The 23580-nt window shown below is 71.1% G+C and carries 18 protein-coding genes and 1 pseudogene; 6 read left to right on the forward strand and 13 right to left on the reverse strand.

Annotated features, from left to right (window positions below; genetic code table 11):
- Positions 1–1799, reverse strand: a 1799-nt coding sequence (locus LX83_RS00235) for a condensation domain-containing protein (protein WP_253765645.1), incomplete at its 3' end; no start/stop codon positions are given.
- A gap of 201 nt (positions 1800–2000) precedes the next feature.
- Between LX83_RS00235 and LX83_RS00240 the strand changes: the two genes are divergently transcribed.
- Positions 2001–2789 (forward strand): ABC transporter permease, encoded by a 789-nt coding sequence (locus LX83_RS00240; RefSeq protein ID WP_253765647.1) that lies wholly within the window; start codon positions 2001–2003, stop codon positions 2787–2789.
- Between the two features lie 147 nt (positions 2790–2936).
- Here the strand turns inward: LX83_RS00240 and LX83_RS00245 are convergent, their stop codons facing one another.
- A complete protein-coding gene (locus LX83_RS00245; RefSeq protein ID WP_253765649.1) occupies positions 2937–3437 on the reverse strand; it encodes a DinB family protein in 501 nt (166 codons plus the stop codon).
- Positions 3438–3475: 38 nt separating this feature from the next.
- Positions 3476–4105, reverse strand: coding sequence for a class I SAM-dependent methyltransferase (locus tag LX83_RS00250; RefSeq protein ID WP_253765651.1), 630 nt, complete (start codon positions 4103–4105; stop codon positions 3476–3478).
- 87 nt (positions 4106–4192) lie between these two features.
- On the opposite strand from LX83_RS00250, the gene LX83_RS00255 reads away from it, so the two are divergent.
- Complete coding sequence (locus LX83_RS00255; protein ID WP_253765653.1) at positions 4193–4798, forward strand: helix-turn-helix domain-containing protein; 606 nt, start codon at positions 4193–4195, stop codon at positions 4796–4798.
- A gap of 28 nt (positions 4799–4826) precedes the next feature.
- Here the strand turns inward: LX83_RS00255 and LX83_RS00260 are convergent, their stop codons facing one another.
- Positions 4827–5204 (reverse strand): 7-cyano-7-deazaguanine synthase, encoded by a 378-nt coding sequence (locus LX83_RS00260; RefSeq protein ID WP_253765655.1) that lies wholly within the window; start codon positions 5202–5204, stop codon positions 4827–4829.
- 295 nt (positions 5205–5499) lie between these two features.
- Here LX83_RS00260 and LX83_RS00265 point away from each other — a divergent pair, with 295 nt between their 5' ends.
- Positions 5500–6591, forward strand: coding sequence for an LLM class flavin-dependent oxidoreductase (locus LX83_RS00265; protein WP_253765657.1), 1092 nt, complete (start codon positions 5500–5502; stop codon positions 6589–6591).
- Here the strand turns inward: LX83_RS00265 and LX83_RS00270 are convergent.
- Entirely contained in the window at positions 6569–8953 is a 2385-nt protein-coding gene (locus LX83_RS00270) for a phage tail protein (protein WP_253765659.1), read from the reverse strand. The two genes, LX83_RS00265 and LX83_RS00270, sit on opposite strands and share 23 nt — an antisense overlap.
- A 257-nt stretch (positions 8954–9210) precedes the next feature.
- The gene (locus LX83_RS00275; protein ID WP_253765661.1) at positions 9211–9897 is read right to left on the reverse strand and encodes an alpha/beta fold hydrolase; all 687 of its coding nucleotides are present in this window, start codon (positions 9895–9897) and stop codon (positions 9211–9213) included.
- A gap of 293 nt (positions 9898–10190) precedes the next feature.
- Between LX83_RS00275 and LX83_RS00280 the strand changes: the two genes are divergently transcribed.
- Complete coding sequence (locus LX83_RS00280) at positions 10191–11210, forward strand: aldo/keto reductase (protein WP_253765663.1); 1020 nt, start codon at positions 10191–10193, stop codon at positions 11208–11210.
- 70 nt (positions 11211–11280) lie between these two features.
- On the opposite strand, the gene LX83_RS00285 is transcribed toward LX83_RS00280, so the two are convergent.
- Positions 11281–11652 carry an ArsR/SmtB family transcription factor gene (locus tag LX83_RS00285; RefSeq protein WP_253765665.1) on the reverse strand — a complete coding sequence of 124 codons (372 nt, stop codon included), beginning with the start codon at positions 11650–11652 and terminating at the stop codon, positions 11281–11283.
- A 267-nt stretch (positions 11653–11919) separates the two neighbouring features.
- Between LX83_RS00285 and LX83_RS00290 the strand changes: the two genes are divergently transcribed.
- Entirely contained in the window at positions 11920–13386 is a 1467-nt protein-coding gene (locus tag LX83_RS00290; protein WP_253765667.1) for an MFS transporter, read from the forward strand.
- Positions 13387–13428: 42 nt separating this feature from the next.
- On the opposite strand, the gene LX83_RS00295 is transcribed toward LX83_RS00290, so the two are convergent.
- The 6 genes and pseudogenes from LX83_RS00295 to LX83_RS00315 all read right to left on the reverse strand — a co-directional run bounded on the left by LX83_RS00295 (position 13429) and on the right by LX83_RS00315 (position 21830).
- Positions 13429–15861, reverse strand: a complete 2433-nt coding sequence (locus LX83_RS00295; RefSeq protein WP_253765669.1) for a glycoside hydrolase family 95 protein — start codon at positions 15859–15861, stop codon at positions 13429–13431.
- Positions 15862–15991: 130 nt separating this feature from the next.
- Positions 15992–16963 carry an alpha/beta hydrolase family esterase gene (locus LX83_RS00300; RefSeq protein WP_308203881.1) on the reverse strand — a complete coding sequence of 324 codons (972 nt, stop codon included), beginning with the start codon at positions 16961–16963 and terminating at the stop codon, positions 15992–15994.
- 104 nt (positions 16964–17067) lie between these two features.
- The gene (locus LX83_RS38620) at positions 17068–17490 is read right to left on the reverse strand and encodes a carbohydrate-binding protein (RefSeq protein ID WP_407649466.1); all 423 of its coding nucleotides are present in this window, start codon (positions 17488–17490) and stop codon (positions 17068–17070) included.
- Between the two features lie 27 nt (positions 17491–17517).
- Positions 17518–18423 (reverse strand): annotated as a pseudogene (locus tag LX83_RS00305) (glycoside hydrolase family 43 protein); the annotation flags it as partial.
- 26 nt (positions 18424–18449) lie between these two features.
- Complete coding sequence (locus LX83_RS00310) at positions 18450–20153, reverse strand: glycoside hydrolase family 43 protein (RefSeq protein ID WP_253765673.1); 1704 nt, start codon at positions 20151–20153, stop codon at positions 18450–18452.
- Positions 20154–20183: 30 nt separating this feature from the next.
- Positions 20184–21830 (reverse strand): glycoside hydrolase family 27 protein, encoded by a 1647-nt coding sequence (locus tag LX83_RS00315; protein ID WP_253765675.1) that lies wholly within the window; start codon positions 21828–21830, stop codon positions 20184–20186.
- 957 nt (positions 21831–22787) lie between these two features.
- On the opposite strand from LX83_RS00315, the gene LX83_RS00320 reads away from it, so the two are divergent.
- On the forward strand, positions 22788–23546 hold the full coding sequence (locus LX83_RS00320; protein WP_253765677.1) for a FadR/GntR family transcriptional regulator: 759 nt from the start codon (positions 22788–22790) through the stop codon (positions 23544–23546).
- The last annotated feature ends 34 nt before the right edge of the window (positions 23547–23580 follow it).

Consider the following 23580-nt stretch of genomic DNA (forward strand, 5'->3'; position numbering starts at 1 on the left):
AAGATCACATACGCCAGATCGTCACCAGACCCCCGCAACGGCACCAACTCCGCGTCCACCGCGTCGTCCAGCACCACCACCCGAGCCGACCCACCAACCCGCTCAGCCAACTCCTGATACCGCGGATCGACCACCAGCACCCGGACACCGGCGTCCGCGAGCACCCCGGCCGACCGCGACTCCGGAGCGTTGGGGTCCAACGGAACCCACGCCAGGCCGGCACCCAGCACGCCCAGCACCGCGACGGCGAACCCGATCCCCGGATCGCACACCACACCCACCACACCAGAACCCGTCGCCGAGTCCAGCAAGCGACGCGACAGCGCACTCGCCCGCGCCACCAGGTCCGCGTAGCTCACCGCACCGGAATCATCCGACACCGCAACGGCATCCGGCCGCTCGGCCGCCAGCGATCGAACCCGCGCCACCAGGTCGTCCCAGGACGCGTCCTCGCTGGCCGTGTCGTTCCACTCGGTCACCAACCGTCGGCGTTCCTCGGCCCCCAGGACCTCGATGCCGGTCATCGGCGTGTCGGCGGGCACCGAGGCGAAGTTGCGCAGGAACGTCATGTACCGGCCGAGGTGCGCCTCCAGCACCTCGGCGTCGTACAGGTCGGCGTTCGCGTCGACGTGCACGCCGAGACCGCCGTCCTCGGTGTCGTACACGGTCAGCGTCAGGTCGTCGCTCGGCGCGGTCGACAGGTTGTGCGTGGTGGCGGTGCAGTCGCCGAACCGGAGTCGCTCCACAAAGGAGATGACGTTGAGTTCCGGTCCGAACGGCCGGCGGTCGTCCCGGGCGAGGCCCATCAGCGATCGCACGCGCTGGCCCCGGAACCGCTGGCGGCGCAGCGTCTGGCCGACCTCGCGCGAGGTGTGCGCGAGCAGATCGGCTCGGGTCATGTCGGGCCGGATGGTCAACGCCACCGGCAGCACGTTGGCGCGCATCCCGGGCACGGTCTTGGTGGCGGGCGTGGTGCGCGCGGTCACCGGCAGCGACAACACCACGTCGCGGGTGCCGGTGGTGCGCTGCACGAACCCCGCGGTGACCGCGATCATGAAGGCGGGCCACGCGGTGCGCGCCTCCCAGGCGACCGCGCGCATGCGCTCCGCGACCTCCGGATCGACCCACGCGGTGCGGCGGAGGAACTCGCGCACCGGGGTCACCGGGCGCCCGGACATGCTGGTCAGTTCGACCGGCTCGGTGAATCGCGCCGCCCAGTAGTCGCGGTCCTTGTCGAACTGCTTGGACGCCAGGTACTCGCGCTCCTCGTCCAGCAGTGTGGACAGCGGCGGGAATGCGGTGTCCACACAGGACTGTCCGGAGACCATCGCGCTGTACACCTCGGCCACCCTGCGGGCGAACAGCGCCTCGCTGAAGCCGTCCCACAGCAGGTGGTGCGCGCGCTGGTAGAAGATGTGCCGCTCGTCGGTGACCCGCAGCAGGGCCAGCGCGAACAGCCGGTCCCGGCCCACCTCGAACGCGGTGCCGACATCGCGCCGCATCCACTCCAGCGCGTCGGCTTCGCTCGGCACGTCGAGCACCGGGAACTCCCAGTCCGGGCACGGTTCCACGATCTGGCGGACTTCTGCTCCGTCGTGCTCGAACCGCACCCGAAGGCATTCGGCCTCTTCGACGGTCGCCCGCACCGCGGCCTCGAACACCACCGGGTCCAGCGGTCCCTCGATCACGTAGTACTCAGCGATGTTCCAGACCGGATTGGTCGGGTCGAGCTGTTGCGCGTACCAGACCTCGGTCTGCGCGGCCGACAGCGGCAGAGCCTGTCCCTGGTGTTCAGTCATCGCGCTCGCTCCTCGACAGTCTCAAGTGCTCACAACTGTGGCTACGGCGGAGGAAGCTATGGGGCGGTCCACTGGCATGAGGCCAGTCCCACTGGCGGAGCGCAAGCACCCGAGGTGGTCTGCTTACCGTGGCAAATAGTGGATGCGGGTGGAACTGTCGGACTTCTCGTGCGACGGTGGGACTTCGGAGGTCGGCCGGCAATGACTGGCGTACTTGGCGACATCGGCGCGTTGATGGACCGGCACTTCCGACACCTTGCACGCACCCCGACCAGGATTCTGGGGGTGACGCTCACCCCGGTCACGATGGTGCTCGTGCTCGGCTACATGCTGAACACGTCGATCACCGTCCAGGGCGGTAACTACCTGGACTACATGATGGCCGGGGTCGGTGCCCAGGTGACGTTGGCCTGCGTGGGCGGAATCGCCCTCGGCACCGCGGCGAACCTACGCAACGGCCTGATCGACCGGTTCCGGTCGCTGCCCACCGCGCGCACCGCGATCCTGGTCGCGCACACGCTGTCGGATCTGGTGCTGGCGGCCGTCGGCATCGCGATCGCCTCGCTCGTCGGTTTCCTGTTGGGCTGGCGCCCGCACGGCGGTCCACTGGAACTGGCCGGCGGCTACGGCGTGCTGCTGGCGCTCGCCTACGTGCTGCTGTGGGTCGGTGTGCTGCTCGGACTGACCGTGCGCAGCCCGGAGGCACTGGGCGCGTTGTCCGGCCTGGTGTTGGTCGGCGGATCGTTCCTGTCCAACGCGTTCGTGCCGCTGGCCGGATTGCCGACCTGGCTGCGCGTGGTCGCCGAGTGGAGCCCGATCAGCGCGGTGGTGACCGCCTGCCGCAGCCTGTGGGGTGGACCGGGCGCCCCGGCCGGCAGCGGTTTCGCCAGCACCCATCCGCTGGTCGTCGCGGCGGTGCTGCTCGTCGTGATCGCCGCGATCACCGTGCCGCTGACCGTGCGGGCCTTCTCCGCCGCCAACGCCCGGTGATCCGACCGCACGGCGGAACCGCGCACCGGAGCACCGGAGCGGCGCACACCAGTGGAGCCAGCCCGTCGCCGCGGCGGACGACGAGCACATGCGTCAACGGTGGTGCCGCGGCGGAATCCGCTGTGGCAGCAGCACCACCGCCGCGGATCAGCGCCCGGTCGTGCCGTCGACCAGCTCGCGCAGGATGTCGGCGTGGCCGGCGTGGCGAGCGGTCTCCTCGATCATGTGGGTGAGTGCCCAGCGGACGCTGGGCGCGGGGCGTCCCGGCCGAGGCCGAGGGACCGGCGCGGCGAGATCGGCGCAGCCGTCGAGCACGTCGTTGGCCCGTTCGACGGTCTCCCGGTAGCGGGCGACCACCTCGGCGACGCGGTCCGATGGTGCGGCCCGGAACGTGGCCGGCCAGTCGGTGACGTCGACGCCGAGGAAGATCGACTGCTCGACCCAGGTCAGGTGGTTGAGCAAGCCGAGCAGGTTGGTACCTGACGGCACCGCTGCCGTCCGCACCCCCGGTTCGGGCGCGCCGTCGACCTTGGCGGCGACCGAGGCGCGGAGGTAGTCGAGAAATCCACGCAGGACCTGCGTCTCACCGCTCCCGGTCCGGGGCGGTGGGGTGTCACGGCGGTGGTTGTGGCGCGTGCTGGTGGACACGGCGGCTTCCTTCCTCTCGGGGCGGCGCGGATGCGGGGTCAGGTGGTGCGGCGGATGACCAGGACGTGGTCGATGACCTCGGCGGTCTGTCCGCCTGGTCCGGTCGCGGTCCGGCGGGGAGTGTCGGCCCGGTCGACCAGCCACGTCGCCGCGTCCAGGGCGATGTCCGCGGCGACCTCGCGGGGACCGGGGTAGCGGACGTCGGGGTCCTGGTGCCACGACCACGGCGCGGTCGAGCCGTGGTCGACGACCAGCAGGCGCCCGCCCGGCCGCAACGCGTGCGCGGCCGAGCGCAGGACGGCTGCCCGGTCCAGCTCGAACGGTGTGTGCAGGTAGTGGGCGCAGACCAGGTCGAACTCGCCGCCCGGGAATGTCCCGCCCAGGTCGTGCCGCACGGCGGTGACGCGGTCGCCCAGACCGTGGAAGCGGGCCAGCGCGGCGAGCCGGTCGACCGCCACGGCCGAGATGTCGACCGCGGTGACGCGCCACCCCCGCTCGGCCAGCCACAGCGCGTCGCCGCCGTCACCGCACCCGAGGTCCAGGGCCTCGCCGGGTGGCAGGCCGGTGACGATCTCGGTGAGTCGGGCGTTCGGCCGCCGCCGGTCCTGGGCCGCCGGTCGCGCCGCGTACAGGTCGTCCCAGAACGTTCGCGGCTCAGTGGTGCTCATCCCTGCTCCTTCCGTCGGTGCGAGCCCAGTCTTGCCAGCCGCGCACCGCCCTGGCACCAGAACTTGCGGTTCTGGCAAGATGACCCGGTGGACCGGGACACGGACGAGCTGATCAACGCCGTGGGCCCGCGGCTCCGCGCGCTGCGCCGCCACCGCGGCCGCACGCTCGCGGACGTCGCGACGACGACCGGCGTGTCGGAGAGCACCCTGTCCCGGCTGGAGAGCGGACAGCGCCGCGCGACCCTGGAACTGCTGCTGCCGCTGGCCCGCACCTACAACGTTCCGCTGGACGACCTCGTCGGCGCGCCGCCCACCGGCGACCCCCGCATCCACCTCACGCCGATCCACCGGTTCGGTATGACCTTCGTGCCGCTGTCCCGCCGGCCGGGCGGGGTGCACGCGTTCAAAATGCTCATCCCCGCCCAGCCGGAACCCCTGGAACCGACGCCGCAGACCCACGACGGCTTCGAATGGTTGTACGTCCTCAACGGACACCTGCGGCTGGTCCTCGGCGAGCGCGACCTGACACTGCCCCCCGGCGAGGCCGCCGAGTTCGACACGTCCGCACCGCACTGGCTGGGCAGCGCCGACGGCCGCGCGGTCGAACTGCTCATCCTGTTCGACCCGCAGGGCATGCGCACCCACATCCACGCCGACCCCCACCGGCGGTCGCACCGCGAAAGCCAGCGGTGAACGCGGCAAGAGAGCAGCGGTCGTCCACTTAGGACTGTCCTGCTCCTCCCGGGTACCCGCCACGCCCCGGCAGCGCGCCGAGCGTCGAGGGCGCCGGCCAGACCGTCCGCGCCCTCGGCTGCGCACAGCGCCCGGTGCAGGCCGAGGTGCGCACGGCCGGTGCGGCTCCCGGTTCAGCGAGGAGCGCGCCGAGCCCGGTGGGGTCGAGCACGTGGTGATCGGCGTTGTCGTGCGCGGCGACCCGGCGGGCCGACTCGATCTCCCGGCGGTGGCGCTGGCCGTAGTCGACGGTGAGGGCCAGCAGCCGGTGGCGCAGTGCCGCGCGGTGCCGGTGCGGCTCGTCGGCCGGACGTCCTCGGCGAGGCCGAACGCGGGCGGGCGAGAGCGCACCCCATTTCGGGCCCACACCCCGGGTGTTCCTGACCTGTGAGACGCGTTGGCGGAACCCGGTGCGCGCCATATAGTTCGGCGGGTGAGCACGTCATCACCGCCCCGGTGCGCCACCGGCCTCGTCGCTGCCGGCACCGCGGCGCCAGGTCGACGCTGACCGGTCGCCGCACCGACACCTCCGACCGCCCACCGCTCGCGCCAACACACCGTCCACTGAGGACGCCTGTCGGGCGGGGCGAGGCGGCGGCAGGAGTGCCGCGTGTCGCTGCCTGCCGAGCGACCGGTTGCCGAACAGAACGGGGTAACACGTCATGAGCGCCGAATTCCTCTGGTACATCCCGAACCAGGCCGAGCCCGGCCACCGCGGCGACACCGTGGTCGAGCACCACAACAGCCTGCTCACCCTCACCAACCAGGCCAGGGCGATCGAGGCGCACGGTTGGGACGGCGCGCTGATCGGCACCGGATGGGGACGGCCGGACACCTTCACCGTCGCCACCGCACTGGCCGCGCGGACGACCACGTTCCAGCCGCTGATCGCGGTCCGTCCGGGCTACTGGCGACCCGCCAACTTCGCCTCCGCGGCCGCCACCCTGGACCACCTCAGCCAGGGCCGGGTACTGGTCAACGTCGTGTCCGGAAAGGACAACCTGGCCGCCTACGGCGACAGCGAGGGCGACCAGGCCCACCGCTACGCCCGCACCAGGGAGTTCCTGCGGATCGTGCGGAAGCTGTGGACCGAGGACGACGTCACCCACCACGGCGAGCACTTCAGCGTCACCGGCTCCACCGTGGTACCCCGGCCGGTCGTCCGCGGCGACCGCAGGCATCCGCCGCTCTACTTCGGCGGTGCCTCCCCCGCGGCCGAGGCGGTGGCCGCCACCGAGGCGGACGTCCAGCTCTTCTGGGGCGAACCGCTCGACGGGATCGCCGAGCGCATCGAACGGTTGACGAAGCTCAGCGCGGAACTGGGCCGCGAACACCCGCCGCTGGAGTACGGGTTGCGGGTCACCACCCTGGTGCGGGACACCACCGACCAGGCGTGGGCCGACGCGGAGGCCAAGGTCGCGGCGATGGCGGCGGGCCGGATCGCCCGCGACCCGAACCAGTTCACCGCCACCGGCCAACAGCGGTTGCTCGACCTGGCCGCGCGAGGTGAGGTGCTGGACGACAACCTCTACACCGCGCCCGGCCGGTTCGGTGGTGCTGGCGCCGGCACCACCTGGCTCGTCGGCTCAGCCGAGGACGTGGCCAGGTCACTGCGCCGGTACCGGGCGCTCGGGATCACCCACTTCATCCTCTCCGACACCCCGTACCTGCCGGAGGTCAAGCGCCAGGGCGACCAGCTCCTGCCACTGCTGCGCGACCGAGCCGCGGTGCTCAGCGGCCCGACAGGCGGGTGAGGGTGCCGAGCAGCTGACCGCGGATCGCGCTCAGGAGCTGTTGGCCGCGCTGGAACTCGCCGGCCTTGTCGGCGGGGACGAGCGGCACGGACTCCCGGTCGACGGCGGTGTCCAGCCAGCGGTTGACGGCCAAGCCGGCCTGCGCGGCGCTGGCGGCGAGGTGCCGGGCCAGCAGGTCGACCGGCAGTCGCTGGGTCGGGTCGTGGTAGTACCGCGCGAGGGTGACCGCCACGGTGTGGACCGCCAGCAGCGCGTTGCGTGAGGCGTCGCCGTAGAGCCGGGAATGGGCGTCCCCGCCGCTGGCGTGGCCGCTGGTCTTGCGCACGACCAGTTCGGGGATGGCGCCCGCCCTGGCCGTGGCGGACGCCAGGTTCTCCACCAGCACCCTGGCCGCCGGAGACCGGGCCAGGTCCACGCCGCCCAGCGTGGTCAGTGCCTGGGCGTGCATGTCCTGGAGGGTTTTGCCCAGCCCCAGGGCGAAGACGTGGTCGCCGCGCTTGGGTCCGCTGACGGTCGCGTCGGTGGAAACCGTCTTCTTCGGGTTGATCTCCGCCTCGATGGCCCACACCGGGCCGTTCTCCACCAGGGTGAGGCGGCGCAGGCCGTACTGCCCGCGGATCGTGGCCAGCTGTGGGGCGACCTCGTCCACGCCGACCGGACGGCCCGCGTACCTGGCCAGCACGCGCTGCGCCGCCAGTGCCGCGGCGTCCAGCTTGTCCTGGTCGGTTCCGCCGGCGCCACGCTCGGCGGGTTTGCTGTCGTCCCGGCCCCTGAGCTTGTCCCAGAGCTTCCTGCCGGCCGTGACGATGACACCGACCACGTAGTCGACGGCCCTGGTGACCGGGGCCTGGACGGTCCTGATGACGCTCTGCACCCGCTTGCTGATCCCGGTCAGCCCGACCAGGTTCGCCAGCAGGCCCAGCACCACGGGCAGGGCCCTGGCCAGCGACCGCTCCACCAGGTCGGCGGCCGCCCTGGTGGCGCCCTGGGCGATGGCGCTGATCGAGGCCAGCACCGCGGTGACGAACTCGGTGATCTGCTGCGCGCGTTCGATGACGAACATGGTGATGTCGTAGATCGACTTGACCGCCCTGATGACCGCGGCGGCCGGGTTGAACAGGGCCGCCAACCAGACGATTCCGGCCTTGACGATCTTCTCGACGACAAAACCGCGGATCTGGTCCACCACCAGGGCGACGATGTCGCCGGCCCGCTGCACGACCAGCCGCCACAGACCTGGCAGTCCCTCGGTGGCCAGGGTCCGCACCAGCGCCAGCGACGACTCCAGCCGCCGCACCACGGGCTCGGGGATCACCCGGGTGATCCGGAGCCGCACGGCCCGCCAGGTCAGGCCGAGCACGGACAGGACCAGCCGCAGCACGCCCCTGGCGTCGAACTTGTCGGGGATCTCCACGCCGGCGCCACCCAGGTTGCCCAGCAGCCACGCCCGCAGGCCGGCCTTGAGGTGCTCGACGATGTTGCCGGCGAACTGGGTGATGCCGCCTCGCACGCCGCGGATCAGGTTGCCGAGGAACGCGACGGGATCGGCGATGATCAGGCCGAAGACAGCGCCGATCTGGCGGAAGACGCCGAGGACCCGCGCGGCGCCGGCACCGGCCAGCGCCAGGGCGCCCTCGAAGACGAACTCCAGCACCTTCCTGCCCGCGCGGACCACGAACGAGCCCAGCCGGGCCAGCGGTGGGCCGAAGACGGCCTTGAGCTTCTCCCAGGCCCGGCCGGGGCTGGCCAGGTCCCACACGCTCAGCGCGTCCCACGCCCTGCCGAACAGGCCGCGGACGTAGTCCCAGGTGAAGCCGAGCGCGGCGATCTCGTTGGCGAACCACGCGGTGGCGCGCTGGATCACCTGGGCCTGGAGCAGGTTCTGGAACAGTTGCCCGCCGCCGGGCACCAGGGCCAGCACGGCGGAGACCAGGTTGACCGCGCTGCGCTCGATGGGCTGCTGGGTGACGGGATCGCGGCCGAGGATGACGCCGAGCAGGTCGTAGCCGGGCAGCGAGCGGGCGTGGTCGCGAACGAAGTTGAGCACCCATCCCATCGGGCCGCTCGCGCGGGACGGCGGGGCCGGGCTGGCGGCCACGGCCGCGTTGCCCACCGCGTTCTGGTCGCCGGCCGCCGCCGCGCCGGCGCCGCTCAGCGCCGCTGCCGTCGCCGCGTTGCCCAGCGTGTTCTGGGCACCCGGCCCCGGACCGGAGGTGGTCGCCAGCGAAGCGGTGGCGGCGTTGCCCACGGTGTGCTGCATCCCCGCGGCCGGCCCAGGGGTGCCGGCCCGCCGCACCGGGGGTGCGGGCGCCGTGGTCGCTGGACGTGGCCGGGACAGCAGCGATGGTGCGGGCGGCGGCATCAGCTGGCCCTCCTCGTCGCAGAACCCGGTGTCAGCTGCCGCGGGTGGTCAGGCCGGAGCGGAGCGCGGCCACTCCTGCGACCAGCCAGCAGCGTGACAGGAACACCGTTCCGGCACCGCGAGTCAGCCGTCACCCGCCCGTCACCGCACCATCACCCGGGTTTCCCGGCCGCGGACCGCCGCCGGCCTGCTCTGGCCAGGACCGGGTGCGGCAGGCTCGATCCCCTCGGTGGCTGGTGACCGGTGGTGACGTCGGGTCAGGCGGTGTCGGCCACCTCGGCGAGAAGCCTGGCGAGGTCGGCCGGCTTGGAGTACATGGGCCAGTGGCCGGAGTCGAGGTCCACGAAGTCGAGGCGCTCGACCTTCGCCAGCTCGGGCACCTCGCCGGCGTTGATCCACTCCTCGGCCTGGGCCGGGGTGAACTCGGGGCACACGACCACGACCGGGACCTCGAAGCGCCGCTCGTCGGTCAGCCGCACCACGCCGGTGGCGACCCCCTCGGGAACGGCGATCGCCGCGTCTTCGAAGGCGCGCCGGGTCTGCTCGTCGAGGTCGGCCGAGTCCGGTCCCTCGAACGGCGCCCAGCCGGGGAAGGGCATGACGCCGTCCCGCACCTCGAAGAAGTCGGCGTACGGCCTGCCGTCGCCGGCCGGGAAGCCACCGACGAGGACCACCGCGGCGACCTTCTCCGGTCGCGCGTCGGCCGCCAGCCATGCCAGCGAGCAGGCGGCCGAATGCCCCACCACCACGGGCCTGTCCTGTGCCGCGTCCACGGCCGCGAGCACGGCTTCCACCTGGTCGGCGAGCGTGGCGCGGGTCCGCCCGTCGCCCTGACCGGGCAGGGTCAGCGGCACGGGCCGATGGCCGAGCGACCGCAGCGAGGACGCGACCTCGTCCCACGCGGAGCCGTCGAGCCACAGACCGGCAACCAGCAGTATGTCCATGACCATCCCCGTCTTCGTGGCGGCCGGATCGCCGCCGCACGTTGTCACGGCATGGTAGAGGCGCCCGGACGGGGCTCGCCCGGCCTGACCGGATGCCAGGCGACCGCACCGAGCGGGCCGCCCGCCGCGACGCGAACACGGTCCTCGCGGTCTCGACCAACGCGTCAACGTCGCGGCGCGCGTCGGCGCGGCAACCTCCACCTGTACAACCGGAAAGGCGTTCCATATAGTTCCGGAACAGCCTTCCGCTTATCTCGGCCACGGCCTCCACCTCCACCACCGGGAGACAACCAGTGCAGTACCGCAGCCTCGGCCGGACCGGCATCCAGGTCAGCCCCTACGCCCTGGGCACCCTGATGTTCGCCACCTCCATGGGCAACACGCCCGAGGACTCGGCCCGCATCATCCACCGGGCACTCGACGCCGGCATCAACTTCATCGACACCGCCGACGCCTACGGCGACTCCGAGGACGTCGTCGGCAGGGCTCTGACGGGGCGCCGCGACAGTGTCGTGCTCGCCACCAAGTTCGGCCGCCCGACCGGCCAGGACCCGAACCAGCGAGGTGCGTCGCGGCGCTGGATCATCACCGCAGCGGAGAACTCACTGCGTCGCCTGCGGACCGACCACATCGACCTCTACCAGCTCCACCGTCCCGACCCCGACACCGACATCGAGGAGACCCTCGCCGCGCTGACCGACCTGATCCGCAGCGGCAAGGTCCGCGCGATCGGCGCGTCGCAGACTCCCGCGTCCGACATCGTCGAGGCCCAGTGGGTCGCCGACCGACGCGGCCTCGCCCGGTTCAGCACCGAGCAGCCGCCCTACTCCATCCTCAACCGCGGGATCGAGCGCGAGATCCTGCCCACCACCCAGCGCTTCGGCATGGGCACCCTGGTCTGGGGTCCGCTCGGCCAGGGCCTGCTGACCGGCCGCGTGCGCAAGAACCAGCACAACGACCTGCGCCGCGCCGGCATGTTCCACCACCTCACCGACGAACGCCGCCTCGACGTCGTCGAGCAGCTCGTCCTGCTCGCCGAGCAGGCCGGGCTGCCCATGACCCACCTCGCGATGGCGTTCACCATCGCCCACCCCGGCGTCACCACCGCGCTTCTCGGCGTCCGCACCATGAGCCACCTCGACGGCCTGCTCGCCGGTCTGGACGTCACCCTCACCGACGACGTCCTCGACCGCATCGACGAGATCGTCCCGCCCGGCACCGACGTCGGCACCCTCGACCAGGCCTACCAACCGCCGGCCCTGGAGAACCCGAACCTGCGCCGCCGCCCGCTGACCGGGCGCGCCGCCGCCTGATCGCGCAGCCACCGCCCACCCCGCCCGGTGCCGACGCCGTGCACCGCGGTGGCCGTCTCAGCCGCGCTGGTCAGCCGCTGGAGCTGGCCAGCGCGCCGGCGGTCGCGGAGCCCGAGGCCGTCGCGAGTGCTTCGTCGGCGACGGCACCCGCCAGGATGGTGTCCAGCAGCCCCGGGTAGCGCGCGTCGAGGTCCTCACGCCGCAGCGACAGCAGGTTCTCCCGGCCGGAGGGGTGCTGCCAGATGACGCCGCTCTCGCGCAGCACGCGCCAGTGGTGGGTCATCGTCGACTTGGCGGTGATCCCCAGCAGCCCCAGCACGCTGGTGCAGTTCTGCTCCCCACCCGCGTCGAGCACCCGGACGACGGCGAGCCGCACGGGGCTGCCCAGCGCGGACAGCACGCTCTCGATCCGGATCTGGTCGCGGTCTGGATGGCGGTTCATGGTTCCACAGTACTGCGACAGACAAACCTTGCCCGTTCTCGATCTCCACGCCAGGCCTGTCGCCCTCCTTCCCGATCCGCTCGTGCCGCCGGTCCGGCCAGCGGCCCCGGCAAGCATGTCACCCTGACAGTCTGATTGTTGACGAATAATCGAACTGTACGCAATACTTCGAACATTCGTTGCCCCGGGGCGTTCCGGCCCAGCCGGATGTCGCGTGCAGACCCCGGGAACCACACCAAGAACCAGACTCAGGAGGGGCACGCTGTCATGCCCACCGCATCCGCGCTGCATCGAGAGACCTCGGGTGGCGGTCCACGCCACCTGGGCTGGACCCTGACGCTGCTGGCCCTGGCGCAGCTGCTGTACGGCCTCGACCTGAACATCGTGTTCGTGGCCCTGCCCGAGATCGGCCAGGACCTGGGCTTTCCCGGGCAGACCCAGCAGCTGGTGGTGAGCGCCTACGTCGTCTTCGCCGGCGGTTTCCTGCTGTTCGGCGGGCGCGCGGCCGACCTGCTGGGCCGGCGCAGGGTGTTCGTCACCGCCCTCTGCCTGTACGCGCTGGCGTCGCTGGCCGGCGGCCTCGCGGGCAGCCCCGAGGTCATCATCGTGGCCCGCGCCGTCCAGGGCGTCGGCGGTGCCCTGCTGCTGCCGTCCACCCTCTCGCTGATCAACACCCTCTTCGAGGAGGGGCCCAGGCGGAACCGGGCGCTCGCCGTCTGGGGTGGCGCCGGAGCCAGCGGCCTGACCATCGGCGCGCTGCTCGGCGGTGTTCTCACCGAGAACTTCGGCTGGCCGGCGGTCTTCTACGTCAACGTTCCCGTTGGTGGCCTGATCGCGCTGTGCGCGCTGTTCGCCATCCCGCGCGACCCGGCCCGCACCACCCGCCGCAGGTTCGACCTGCCGGGCTCGCTCAGCGTCACCGGCGCCGCCACCCTGCTGGTGTTCGCCCTGGTCGAAGGCCCCGAACTGGGCTGGGGTGACGGCCTCGTGGTCGGGGCGTTCATCCTCGCCGCCCTCCTGCTCGCGCTCTTCGCCGCCATCGAGACGCGCAGCGCCGACCCGCTGATGCCGTTCCGGCTGTTCCGCAACCGCAACCTCAGCATCGGCATGCTCGTCACCTTCCTCTACATGGCGACCTTCGGCGTCCTGCCGTACTTCCTCACCGTCCTGATGCAGAGCGTGCACGGCTACAGCGCCCTGCAGACCGGCATCGGCTTCCTGATCCCGTCACTCGCGATCGCCACCGGCACCCAACTCGGCGAGCGGCTCGCCAGCAGGATCGGCACCCGCACCACCCTGATCACCGGCTTCGGCACCGGCGCGGTCGGCACGGTCGCGCTCGCCTTCGGCTTCGACGCCGACGCCGGCTACGGCCTGCTGGTGCCCGGCCTGATCGTCTCCGGGGTGGGCCAGGGCGTCGTCTGGACCGCGATGTGGATCGCCGCCGCGACCGGCACCGCCCCGCAGGAGCAGGGCGTGGCCAACGGCATCGCCTCGACCGCGCTCAACATCGGCAACGCCATCGGTCTGGCGCTGTTCACCGTCGTCGCCGCCATCGGCACCGAGGACAGGACCGGCCAGGCGCTCAAGGCCGCCACGGCCGACGGCGGGTTCACGGTGGTGCTGCTCACCGCGGCGGGCATGGTCGTCGGTCTTCTCGTCACGCTCATCCTCAAGCGCCACCCGGCACCCGCGCCCACCCCGGACGACGCGGCGGCCCTCGCGGCTCGCTGAGCCGCCAGGCGCGCACCCGCCGTGCCGCGCCCCGAGCCGGCCTCACACCGACCCCGCCGCAGCGGCGGTCGCGCGATAGGTGTGACCGCCGGTGCCGGTGAACTCGATGAGGTCGGACTCGGGTGCCGCCGGCTGGACCCGGGTGCCGGTCGTCTCGTCGAGCAGCTGGTAGCCGCCGGTGAACATCCGGCTGCGCACCCGGACCGCACCGGCGCGGTCCGGGGTGATGGACAGCTCGACGGCGCGGCCGGCGCGCCACGCGGCGCCGACCGTGTGCCCACCGCGCCCGCGCAGCCCCGAGACCCGCCCGGTCGGCCAGGCCGACGGCAGCGCCGGCAGCACGTGCAGCTCGCCGTTGTGGCTGTGCAGCAGCATCTCGGCGATGCCGGAGGTGGCACCGAAGTTGCCGTCGATCTGGAACGGCGGGTGCAGGTCGAACATGTTGGGCGCGAGCCGGTCGGGTGTCACGAGGTCGCGGATCAGCTTGTGGGCCCGGCCGCCGTCCTCCATGCGCGCCCAGTAGTTGATCTTCCAGGCCAGCGACCAGCCGGTGCCGGCGTCGCCGCGCAGTTCCAGGGTCCGGCGGGCGGCCGCGAACAGCTCGGGGGTGCCGCGTCTGGTGATCTGGTTGCTGGGGTGCAGGCCGTACAGGTGGGAGATGTGCCGGTGGTTCTGCTCGGTCTCCACCCAGTCGTGGAGCCACTCCTGGATGTTGCCGCGCGAACCGACGCGCATCGGAGCCAGCCGCTGTCTGGCGGCCTGGACCTGGTCGCGGAAGCCGGCGTCCACGCCGAGCACCTCGCTGGCGCGGGCACAGCCGTCGAACAGGTCGCGCAGGATCTGCATGTCCATCGTGGGTCCCGCGCAGACGCTCGCGTTCGCGTGGTGGGGCAGCTCCGGCGAGTTCGACGGGTTGGTGACCAACCACCCCAGGGTCGGTTCCGGCACCAGGGTGTCGAGGAAGAACTGGGCCGCGCCCCGCATCGAGGGGTAGTGGTCCCGCAGGAACTCGACGTCCCCGGTGAACCGGTAGTGCTCCCAGATCGTGGTGGCCAGCCACGCGCCGCCGGTCTGCCACATGCCCCACAGCGCCCCGTCCACCACCGAGGTTCCCCGCCAGGCATCGGTGTTGTGGTGGGTGACCCAGCCGCGGGCGCCGTACTGCGCCTGGGCCGTGCGAGCGCCGGTGACCGTGAGATCGCGGATCATGGCGAACACCGGCGCGCAGCACTCGGCGAGGTTCGTCGAGTGCGCGGGCCAGTAGTTCATCGGCAGGTTGGCGTTGAGCGTGTACTTGGCGTCCCACGGCGGACTCATCTGGTCGTTCCAGATGCCCTGCAGGTTGGCCGGCTGGGTGCCCGGCCGCGAGGAGGAGATCAGCAGGTACCGGCCGTACTGGAAGAGCAGGGCGGAGAACTGCGGGTCGTCGGCGCTGTTGTGCTGCGCGATCCGGACATCGGTCGGCTGGTCGGCCGCGGCGGTGCGGCCCAGGTCGAGGGTGGTGCGCCCGAACAGCTCCCGGTAGTCGGCCACGTGCCGGTCGCGGAGGACGTCGTACCCCTGGGCGGCGTTGAGGTGGCGCCAGGCGATGCCCTGGTGGTCGCCGCTCACGTTCTGGTAGTTCACGTAACTGGTGCCGATCGAGATCAGCAGTGTCACGCTGGTGGCGTTGGACACCCGCAGCGTGCCGTTGGAACTGGTGGTGCTCCCGCCCTCGGCAACGGCCTTGGCCAGCGCGAGGAACCGGACCGAACCGGCGATACCGCGCTGGTCGCCGGAAGTGCCGGCCAGGGCGATCGCCGTGCTGTTGGGACTGGACGCCGTTGCCCGCTGCGGGGTGGTGAACGCGGCCGAGAACGAGATCGAGCCGGGCCGGTCCGCGGTCAGGCGCACGGCGATCAGCTGGTCCGGTGCGCTGGCGATCACCTCGCGCCGGTACCGCACACCGCCCGCGGTGTAGGTCACCACCGCCGTGGCGGTGGTGAGGTCGAGCCACCGCTGGTAGTTGGCCACCCCGCCGGTGTTGGGCAGGGTGAGCCGGAGGTCGCCGACCGGTTGGTAGGCGAGCTGGCCGCTCGGGTTGCCGAGCATCGTCTGGTTGATCAGGTCCTGTGCCTGCGTCCACTGGTTCTGGAACACCAGCTGCCGGATCTGCGCGAGGGCGGCCGCGCCCCGCGGGTTGCTGTAGTCGTGCGGGCCACCTGCCCAGAGCGTGTCCTCGTTGAGCTGCAACCGTTCCGTGTCGGTGTTGCCGAACACCATGGCACCCAGCCGCCCGTTGCCGACCGGCAGGGCACGGAGCCAGTCCGAGCCGGCCGGCTCGTCGTACCACAACGCCAGATCGTCGGCCGCGCGCACCTCCGGGGGCGCGGTCGACCCGGAACGGGCGTGCGCCGTCCACGGTGCGGGCACCAGCACGGCACCAGCACCCGCGGCGCCGAGCTTGATCACCTGCCGTCGCGTCAGATCCGGCATCTGCGTCCTCCACTCGTTCTCGCTGTGCTTTCCGCTGACCCGCCCCGTGGTGGCCACGCCGGAGGTGACGGTGTCACGGGCGCGGCTGCCCCGGGGCGGGAGTGCCGGGCACCGACTCCGGTCGTGCCGCTCACCCGACCCGCGCGGTCGCCGGCACCTGACCGTCGGCCGGCGCTGCGCCGGACCCGAACTGCGTGAAGAACTGCCACACCAGGGCCGGCACCCAGGTCCGGGAGCCGCTGTCACCGGTGGCGCCGTCCTGCGGGGCCGCGATGTGCCCCTCGTCGAACGCGGCCCACACCACCGGGAACCCGGACCGGCACCCGGCGTAGCTGGTGACGCGGTGGGTCAGGCTGCCCTGCGCCGGCTCCGGCGGGTTCTGCGCGGTGCAGCCGTTGTTCCTGACGAACCTGTCGCGCATCGACCGTCCACCGGAGATGTTGAGCACCCCGTCCCGGATTCCGTGCACCCCGAGGTAGGCCACCGGCTGGCTGCCGCCGCCACACCCGCTGAGCACCCCGCCCGACTGGACCGCGACCGCGCGGAAGACGGTCGGCCGGGAACACGCCAACGAGTAGCTCATGGCGCCGCCGTAGCTGAAACCAACGGCGAAGCGCTGTGTCGTGTCGACGCAGAGATCCGCCTCGACCTGCCTGATGATGTCGTCGACGAAGACCACGTCCTCGCCGCCGGTGTTCGCCCAGCCGTTGTTGAACCCCTGCGGCGCGACGAAGATCGCGCTGTTGTTCGCGAGTCGCTGCAACCCGTAGTAGGCCCAGGCGCCCGTCTGCACGGTCCGGCCGGTGTCGACATCGGTGGAGGTGCCGCCCAGCCAGTGGAACCCGAAGACCAACCGGTAGCCGCGGTTGCGGTCGTAGCCGTCGGGAATCCTCAGGATGTAGTTGCGGTTCTTGCCGCTGGTCTGGATCGACCGGGTGCCGCTGGTCAGCGTCGGCGCCTTGCCACACCCGGCGCTGACGGCGAGGGTGCTGTCCGCCGAGGGCGCCACATCCTCCCCGTTCCGCTCCGCCGCTGCCGTGCCGCCCACTCCCACCACGAGGAGCACGGCGGCCACGGCCGTTCCCAGTCTGTGTCTCAACATCGGCGTTTCCTTCCGTCCCGCCCGGCCAGCCCGCCAGTTCTGTCCACAGTGGAAGTTCGTGGCGGCGGCGCGGCCGGGCTCGTGGGTCCAGAGCCGTTGTGCGGTCAGGCGGTGAACTGCCACCAGTCCACGTTGAACAGGTAGCCGCTGCCGCCGGTGAACCGGAAGTACAGGTCCTGCGTGCCGGTCGCGCCGCTCACCGCGCAGGACACGCTCGTCCAGCTCTGCCAGCCGCCCGTGCCGGGGACCGCGCACCGCCCCACGACCGCGCCGGTCGAGCCGCCCACGCGGAGTTCGAGGGTGCCGCCGCTGCCCCCCGAGGCCACCCGGGCGGTGAAGGAGCGCGCCCCGGCACCGAAGGCGACCCCCTTGACCTTGATCCAGTCGCCGTTCTCGATCCAGCCGACGTTCATCCCACCCTCACTGGCGGGTTCGGTCTCGACACCGGAGCCCCACGCGATCGTCTCGGCTTCCTGGCGGACGTACGGGTTGAGCGTGTCCGCGGCGGGCGCGCCGGCCGAGGTCATTGTGAGCGTGGGGATGCTGCCGTCGGCGTTGTAGGTGAACTTCTCCACCGCCACCGAGCGCGTGTAACCGCTACCGCCCGGCAGTGCGCCGTTGTGGTAGAAGAAGTAGCTGCCGCCCTTGAAGTCGACGATGCCGGCGTGGTTGGTGAAGCTGGCGCCCTGGCGGGGCATGATCGTCCCTCGGTAGGTCCACGGCCCGGTCGGTCCCGGCGCCGTCGAGTAGGCGATGAACTCCGAGCAGCACTCGGCCGCGAACACGTTGTAGTAAACACCGTTGCGCTTGTAGACCCAGGGCGCTTCCTCGAACAGCGTCGGCCGGTTGGCGTTGCCGGTGCGGGTGCCGAAGCCCGCCGTCGTCAGCGGGATCTGGGTGGGGCTGCCCGAGAACGAGATCATGTCGGAGTTCAGCCGGACGTACCACAGGTTCGGGTTGCCCCAGTACAGGTAGGCCTGCCCGGTGTCGTCGACCAGCACCGTCGGGTCGATCTCACCGTTCTCCACCAGTGGCCGCCCGATGGCGTCGCGGAACGGCCCGGTGGGGCTGTCCGACACCGCAACGCCGATCGCCATCCGGCCGGTCGCGCGGTTGGTCACCGGCACGTACCAGTAGAACTTGCCGTTGCGGTGCACCACCTGGCCCGCCCAGGCGTCGGATCTGGCCCAGCTGAAACTGGCCACGCTCAGTGGGGAGCCGTGATCGGTCCAGTTCACCATGTCCGCCGACGACCACACCCGCCACTCCCGCATGGTGAAGTAGGTGGAGCCGTCCTCGTCGTGTCCGGTGTAGAGGTAGACGCGGCCGTTGTGCACCAACGGGGCGGGGTCGGCGGTGTAGATGTGCTGAACGATGGGGTTGTCCGCGCTGGCGGTGGCCGGTGACAGCGCCACCAGGCACACGATCACCCCGAGCCAGGCGAGTGTCCTTCTCATCATCGTCGTCTCCCGGTGACGTGGTGGGCCTAGGGAGTGGCCAGCTCGAACCGCTGGAGGGTGACCGCGCCGCCGAGGGCCTGGGTGGCGTGGTTGAAGACGGCGAACCGGTAGCCCATGAAGAACGTCCAGTTGTTGTTCAGGGTGAACGCGGGGCCCAGCGAGCTGAAGCTCACCCCGTCGGTGCTGTAGGAGAAACGGGCCTGCCGGCCGGCACCCGGGCGGATGTCGGCGTTGGCGCGCAACCAGATCCGGCTGCCGCCGAAGTCGGTGCTCGCGGCCTCGGTGCCGGTGTTGGTGGTGTTCCAGTTGCTGTCCATCGTCAGGTTGTTCACCACCACGAGCCGGTTGCGGCCGCCTTCGCGTTTGACGCCGATCCACGCTGAGGAGTCCCGCAGCATCGCGAGCCCGGTGCGGTCACCGTCGCGCATCCCGGACAGGTCGAGCGTGACCGTGGCGGTCGAGGTCGGGCCCTGGATGCGGTGGGTCAGGGTGTTGCGCGCCGAGTAGAGGTCGTTGGTGACCGTGGCCGTCTGCAGCCGCAGCCCGTTGCTGACCGAGTACTTCGACGTGTCCGGGTTGTGGTTCCACTCCCACTGCGGCCCGAGCGCGGGGCCGGGGAAGGTGTCCACCCCGGTCATCGGGTTGACCGGGCGGGGAGTCAGGTTCGGGAACGGGTAGCTGGCACCCCAGCCGCCGTTGACGGTCTGGACCTGCGGCCAGCCGTCGGCGGTCCAGCTGACCGGTGCGAGCACCGGCACCCGGCCACCGGGGTAGGCGTCGACGAACGCCAGGTAGTACCACTGGCCGTGCTGCGTCTGCACGAGCCCGCCCTGGTGCGGCACTCCCCCGCCCGAGATCGGTCCCGGCATGTTCAGCAGCACCTGGTGCAGCGTGTACGGCCCGAACGGGTTGCTGGCCTTGAGCACGTACTGGCCGTTGGCCGGCCGGGTGAGGAAGATGTAGTAGTTCCCGTTGCGCTTGTAGAAGCGGGAGCCCTCCAGGGTGCCGATGCTCGACGGGGTGCTGAACACCTGCTGCGACCGCACCTCCGTCTTCCCGTCCGCGGAGAGCTGGGCGACGCTGATGTTGCCGTTGCCGTACGCGACGTACATGGTGTCGTTGTCGTCGACCAGCAGGCCCGCGTCGTAGTAGCACTTGTTGATCGTGGTGTGCCGCTGCCACGGGCCGGCGACGGCGGTCGCGGTGTAGATGTGGGTGTTGGCGAAGTCGACACAACCACCCCAGTAGAACGTGTTGTTGCTGGCGCGGTGGTTGAGGAACGACGCCCAGATCCCCCGCACGTAGCCGCGCCCGCCGGTCAGGTCGTACTTCGAGCCGAAGTCCAGCCTGGGCACCGAGTGGCCGGCGAACTCCCAGTTCACCAGGTCGTAGGAGCGCAGGATCGGCGCACCCGGTGAATAGTGCATTGTGGACGCCGAGTAGTAGTAGGTGTCGTTCACGCGGATGACGTCGATGTCCGCGAAGTCCTGCCACAGCACCGGGTTGCCGTAGGACGCCGCCGGCTGGGGTGTGACCTCGACGTTGGTCGTGCAGGCGGCGCTGGTGAGCCGGGCGGAGGTGAGCACCGGACTGCTCGCCGGCCCAGCCCCGTCGGACACCGGGCACGCGGCCGTCGCTCCCGCGGGCGTTCCCGCCACGAGTCCGGCGCCCACCAGACCAGCGGCCGCCGCGACCGCCACGAACACCGCGCGTAATCGTCGACGTGACATCAAGAGCCCCTTCCTCGGACTGGCCCGCGTTCAGACCCGGGTCCACTTCTGGTTGGACTGGCTGTTGCAACTCCACAGGACCAGCCGCGACCCGTTCGCCGAGGCGGCCTGGTTGACGTCCAGGCAGAGTCCTGAGTGGACGTTGGTGACGGACCCGTCGGAGTTGAGGTTCCACTTCTGGTTGTTCTGGCCGTTGCAGGGCCAGGTGATCACCTGCGTCCCGCTGGTCGTGCCCTGGTTGTAGGCGTCGAGGCACTTGTCACCGAACACCCGGACCTCCCCGTTCGCCCAGGTGGTCCACAACTGGTTCGCGGCGGTGTGGCAGTCCCAGATCACCACGGCGGCACCGGCGGCGGTGGACGCGTTGTCCACGTCCAGGCAGCGGCCCGATCCGGTGCCGCGCAGCCGGGACGTGGTGCTGGCCAGGGGTGAACCGCCGGTCAGCTGGAAGGCGGCCACGCCGTGCGCGGGGACGCTCGCGGCGATCTGGCCGGTGGTGGTCGACGTGGCTCCGGTCCACAGGTCGGTCAGGGTGAACGCTTCTCCGGCGAGCCCGACCTGCGCGGCCGTTGTGCTGATCGTGGCGGTGCCGCTGCCTCGGTTGAACAACCCGACCGCCACCGAACCGTCGGACAGCGGCTTGGCGAACACCTCGGTGTTCCCGTCGTCGCGGACCCGCCGGCCGCCGGCACCGAGCCGATCCTGGTTCACCGCCAGCAGGCGCGGGTTGCGCAGGATCGCGCTGACATCCGCGGACATGGTGCGGATGTCGTTGCCCGCCATCAGGGGCGCCGCCATCAACGCCCACAGCGCGAAGTGCGACCGCGACTCGGTCAGCGACAGCCCGGGCCGGCCGACCACCAGCATGTCCGGGTCGTTCCAGTGGCCGGGCCCGGCCTGCGCGGCGAGCGGGGCGTTGATGTCGACGACGTTGCCCACGCCCATCGGGTAGCTGTTGGTGTTGCCGTTCTGCCAGATGTCCAGCAGGTCCTCGGTGGTCCGCCACAGGTCGGCGACCGCACCCCAGTTGTACTTGTCGCCGGTGATCGCGTGGTAGCTGTTGGGGTTGATGCTGTAGGCGATCGGCCGGCCGGTGGCGCGCAACGCGTCGCGCATGATGCTGAACCGGGCGATCTGTTCGTCGCGGCTGCCGCTGGACGAGCACCAGTCGTACTTGAGGTAGTCCACCCCCCACGAGGCGAACGTCCTGGCGTCCTGGACCTCGTGCCCGCCGCTGCCGGTAGAACCGGGGTAGGCGCCGCTGCCCTGCGCGCACGTGCGTTCCGTTGGCACCTGGTAGATGCCGAACTTCAGCCCGCGACTGTGGAGGTAGTCGCCCATCGCCTTCATCCCGCTGGGGAACTTCGTCGGGTTGCCGCGCAGGTTGCCCTGGGCATCGCGCTGCGGGTCGAACCAGCAGTCGTCGATCACCACGTACTGGTAGCCCGCGTCCCGCATCCCCGAGCTGACCATCGCGTCCGCTGCCTGCCGGACCACCGTCTCGGTCACCCCGCAGCCGAAGCTGTTCCAGCTGTTCCAGCCCAGCGGCGGGGTCAACACCGGGCTGTCGACGGCGGCCTCGGCCACCGGCTGGTGGGGTGCGGAGGCCAGCAGCACCAGGCCGGCGGCAGCGGCGGTGAGCAGGCGGACCAGACGCGCACGAGATCGAGCGGGCATCATCGACCCTTCCATCCGTTCGAAGAGAGACCAGGCAGGCGATCAGGCCGTCGCACAGCGCAGCGCGGGCGCTTCGGGCACACCGGTGCGGACGTCGAGGAGATCGAGCGGATGACGAACAGGAGAATTCACCGACATCACACCGCGGACAAGCGCTGCACCGCACATGGGAACCCCATCACCGTTGACGACGAGCACTCGCACACAACTGGCGATGCCCGATCGGGTCCGTACGTATGTAGTCGCGCCCTGACTTGAATGTGAACGCTAACACATATGCCGTCAGGCCAACAACAGTCAGTTTCAACCGGATTGCGCGGTATTCCCAGACAAGTCATTCCAGGGCGCGTGGAATAACTTTTCCAGCACAGACCAGACGAAATTCACCGGGCCCGACAAACGCCTCGCCATCGATTCCGGGACGACTCCGAAGTGCCGCGTCATCGCGGTTCCACAATCAGCAGAGAACTCTTCGGCGCCCCGAGAACCGGATCGCGGGAAGCATTGCTCCGGTCACGGCGACGGGCGCACCACCCGTGCGCGGAAATGGGCTCGACCAGGTGGCGCTCTGCTTCGGCGGATCACACCGACTGGTTGTTGTTCCGGGTGCGGACTCCTTTGTCCTGCTGGTCAACTCCTGTCCCCGGTCAGGGCCGCTGGCTCCCCCGACCAGCCCGATGAGGGTGATCTTCCGTCGCGAGAGACCGGAACGCGCACGTCCACCACGGGGGCGGCGGCGGTCATCGCTGTCACGGGCTGGCCCACCTCGCTTCCCCACGGGACACAAACACCATATCTATGTATAGAGGACCCTGGCACCCAGGTCCAGATCCGCCGCTTGGCCGAGCGGAAAGGCCTGCTCGCCGCACACCCGCTCATCTGGGTGGTGCGCAAACATATGATGTCGCCGGCCAGAACGGATTGCCGGCATCCCAGGTGCGGCGGTACGGTCGGCGCGTGTCGCTCACTGACGAGGCGATCGCTCACATCCGGGCCCTGATCCAGTCCGGTGCGCTGTCACCCGGCTCCAAGCTGCCACCCGAACAGCAACTCGCCGCCGAACTGGGGATCTCCCGCAGTCCGATGCGCGAGGCGGTCAAAGCCCTGGCTGTCGCCCGGGTGCTCGACGTGCGCAGGGGCGACGGCACCTACGTCACCAGCCTCGCCCCCGCCGTGCTGCTCGAAGGGCTCGGGCTGGCCGTGGAACTCATGCGCGGCAACACGTTGCTCGAACTCACCGAGGTGCGCCGGTTGTTCGAACCGGTCGCCACCGGGCTCGCCGCCACCCGGGTGACGCCCGACCACCTCGCCGAGATCCGCGGTCACCTCGATGCGATGCGCGCGGCGAGCGAGGACGTCGAACTGCTCAACCAGCACGACGCGGCGTTCCACCGCGCGGTCGTCGCGGCGACCGGGAACGAGGCACTGACCACGCTGCTCGACGGCATCTCCAGGAACACGCTGCGCGCGCGGGTGTGGCGCGGCATGGTCGAGGCCAACGCGGCGGACCGCACCCTCGCCGAGCACGAGGCGATCTACGCGGCGCTTGCCGACGGTGACGCGAACCTCGCCCAGGCCGCGGCCCTCGTGCACGTCGCCACCACCGAGCGGTGGCTGCGCCGGGTGCACGGCGCGGGTCTCGCCCCCGGCACCCCTGACGGGGAGAGCGACGCGCCCCAGCCCGGGCCCGCGGTGGGAGTGGAACCACGGCCCTGACGCCACCCGCACCGCCGCTCCTGATCCACTGTGG

It is taken from the genome of Goodfellowiella coeruleoviolacea, from assembly GCF_024171785.1.
Lineage (GTDB): Bacteria > Actinomycetota > Actinomycetes > Mycobacteriales > Pseudonocardiaceae > Goodfellowiella > Goodfellowiella coeruleoviolacea.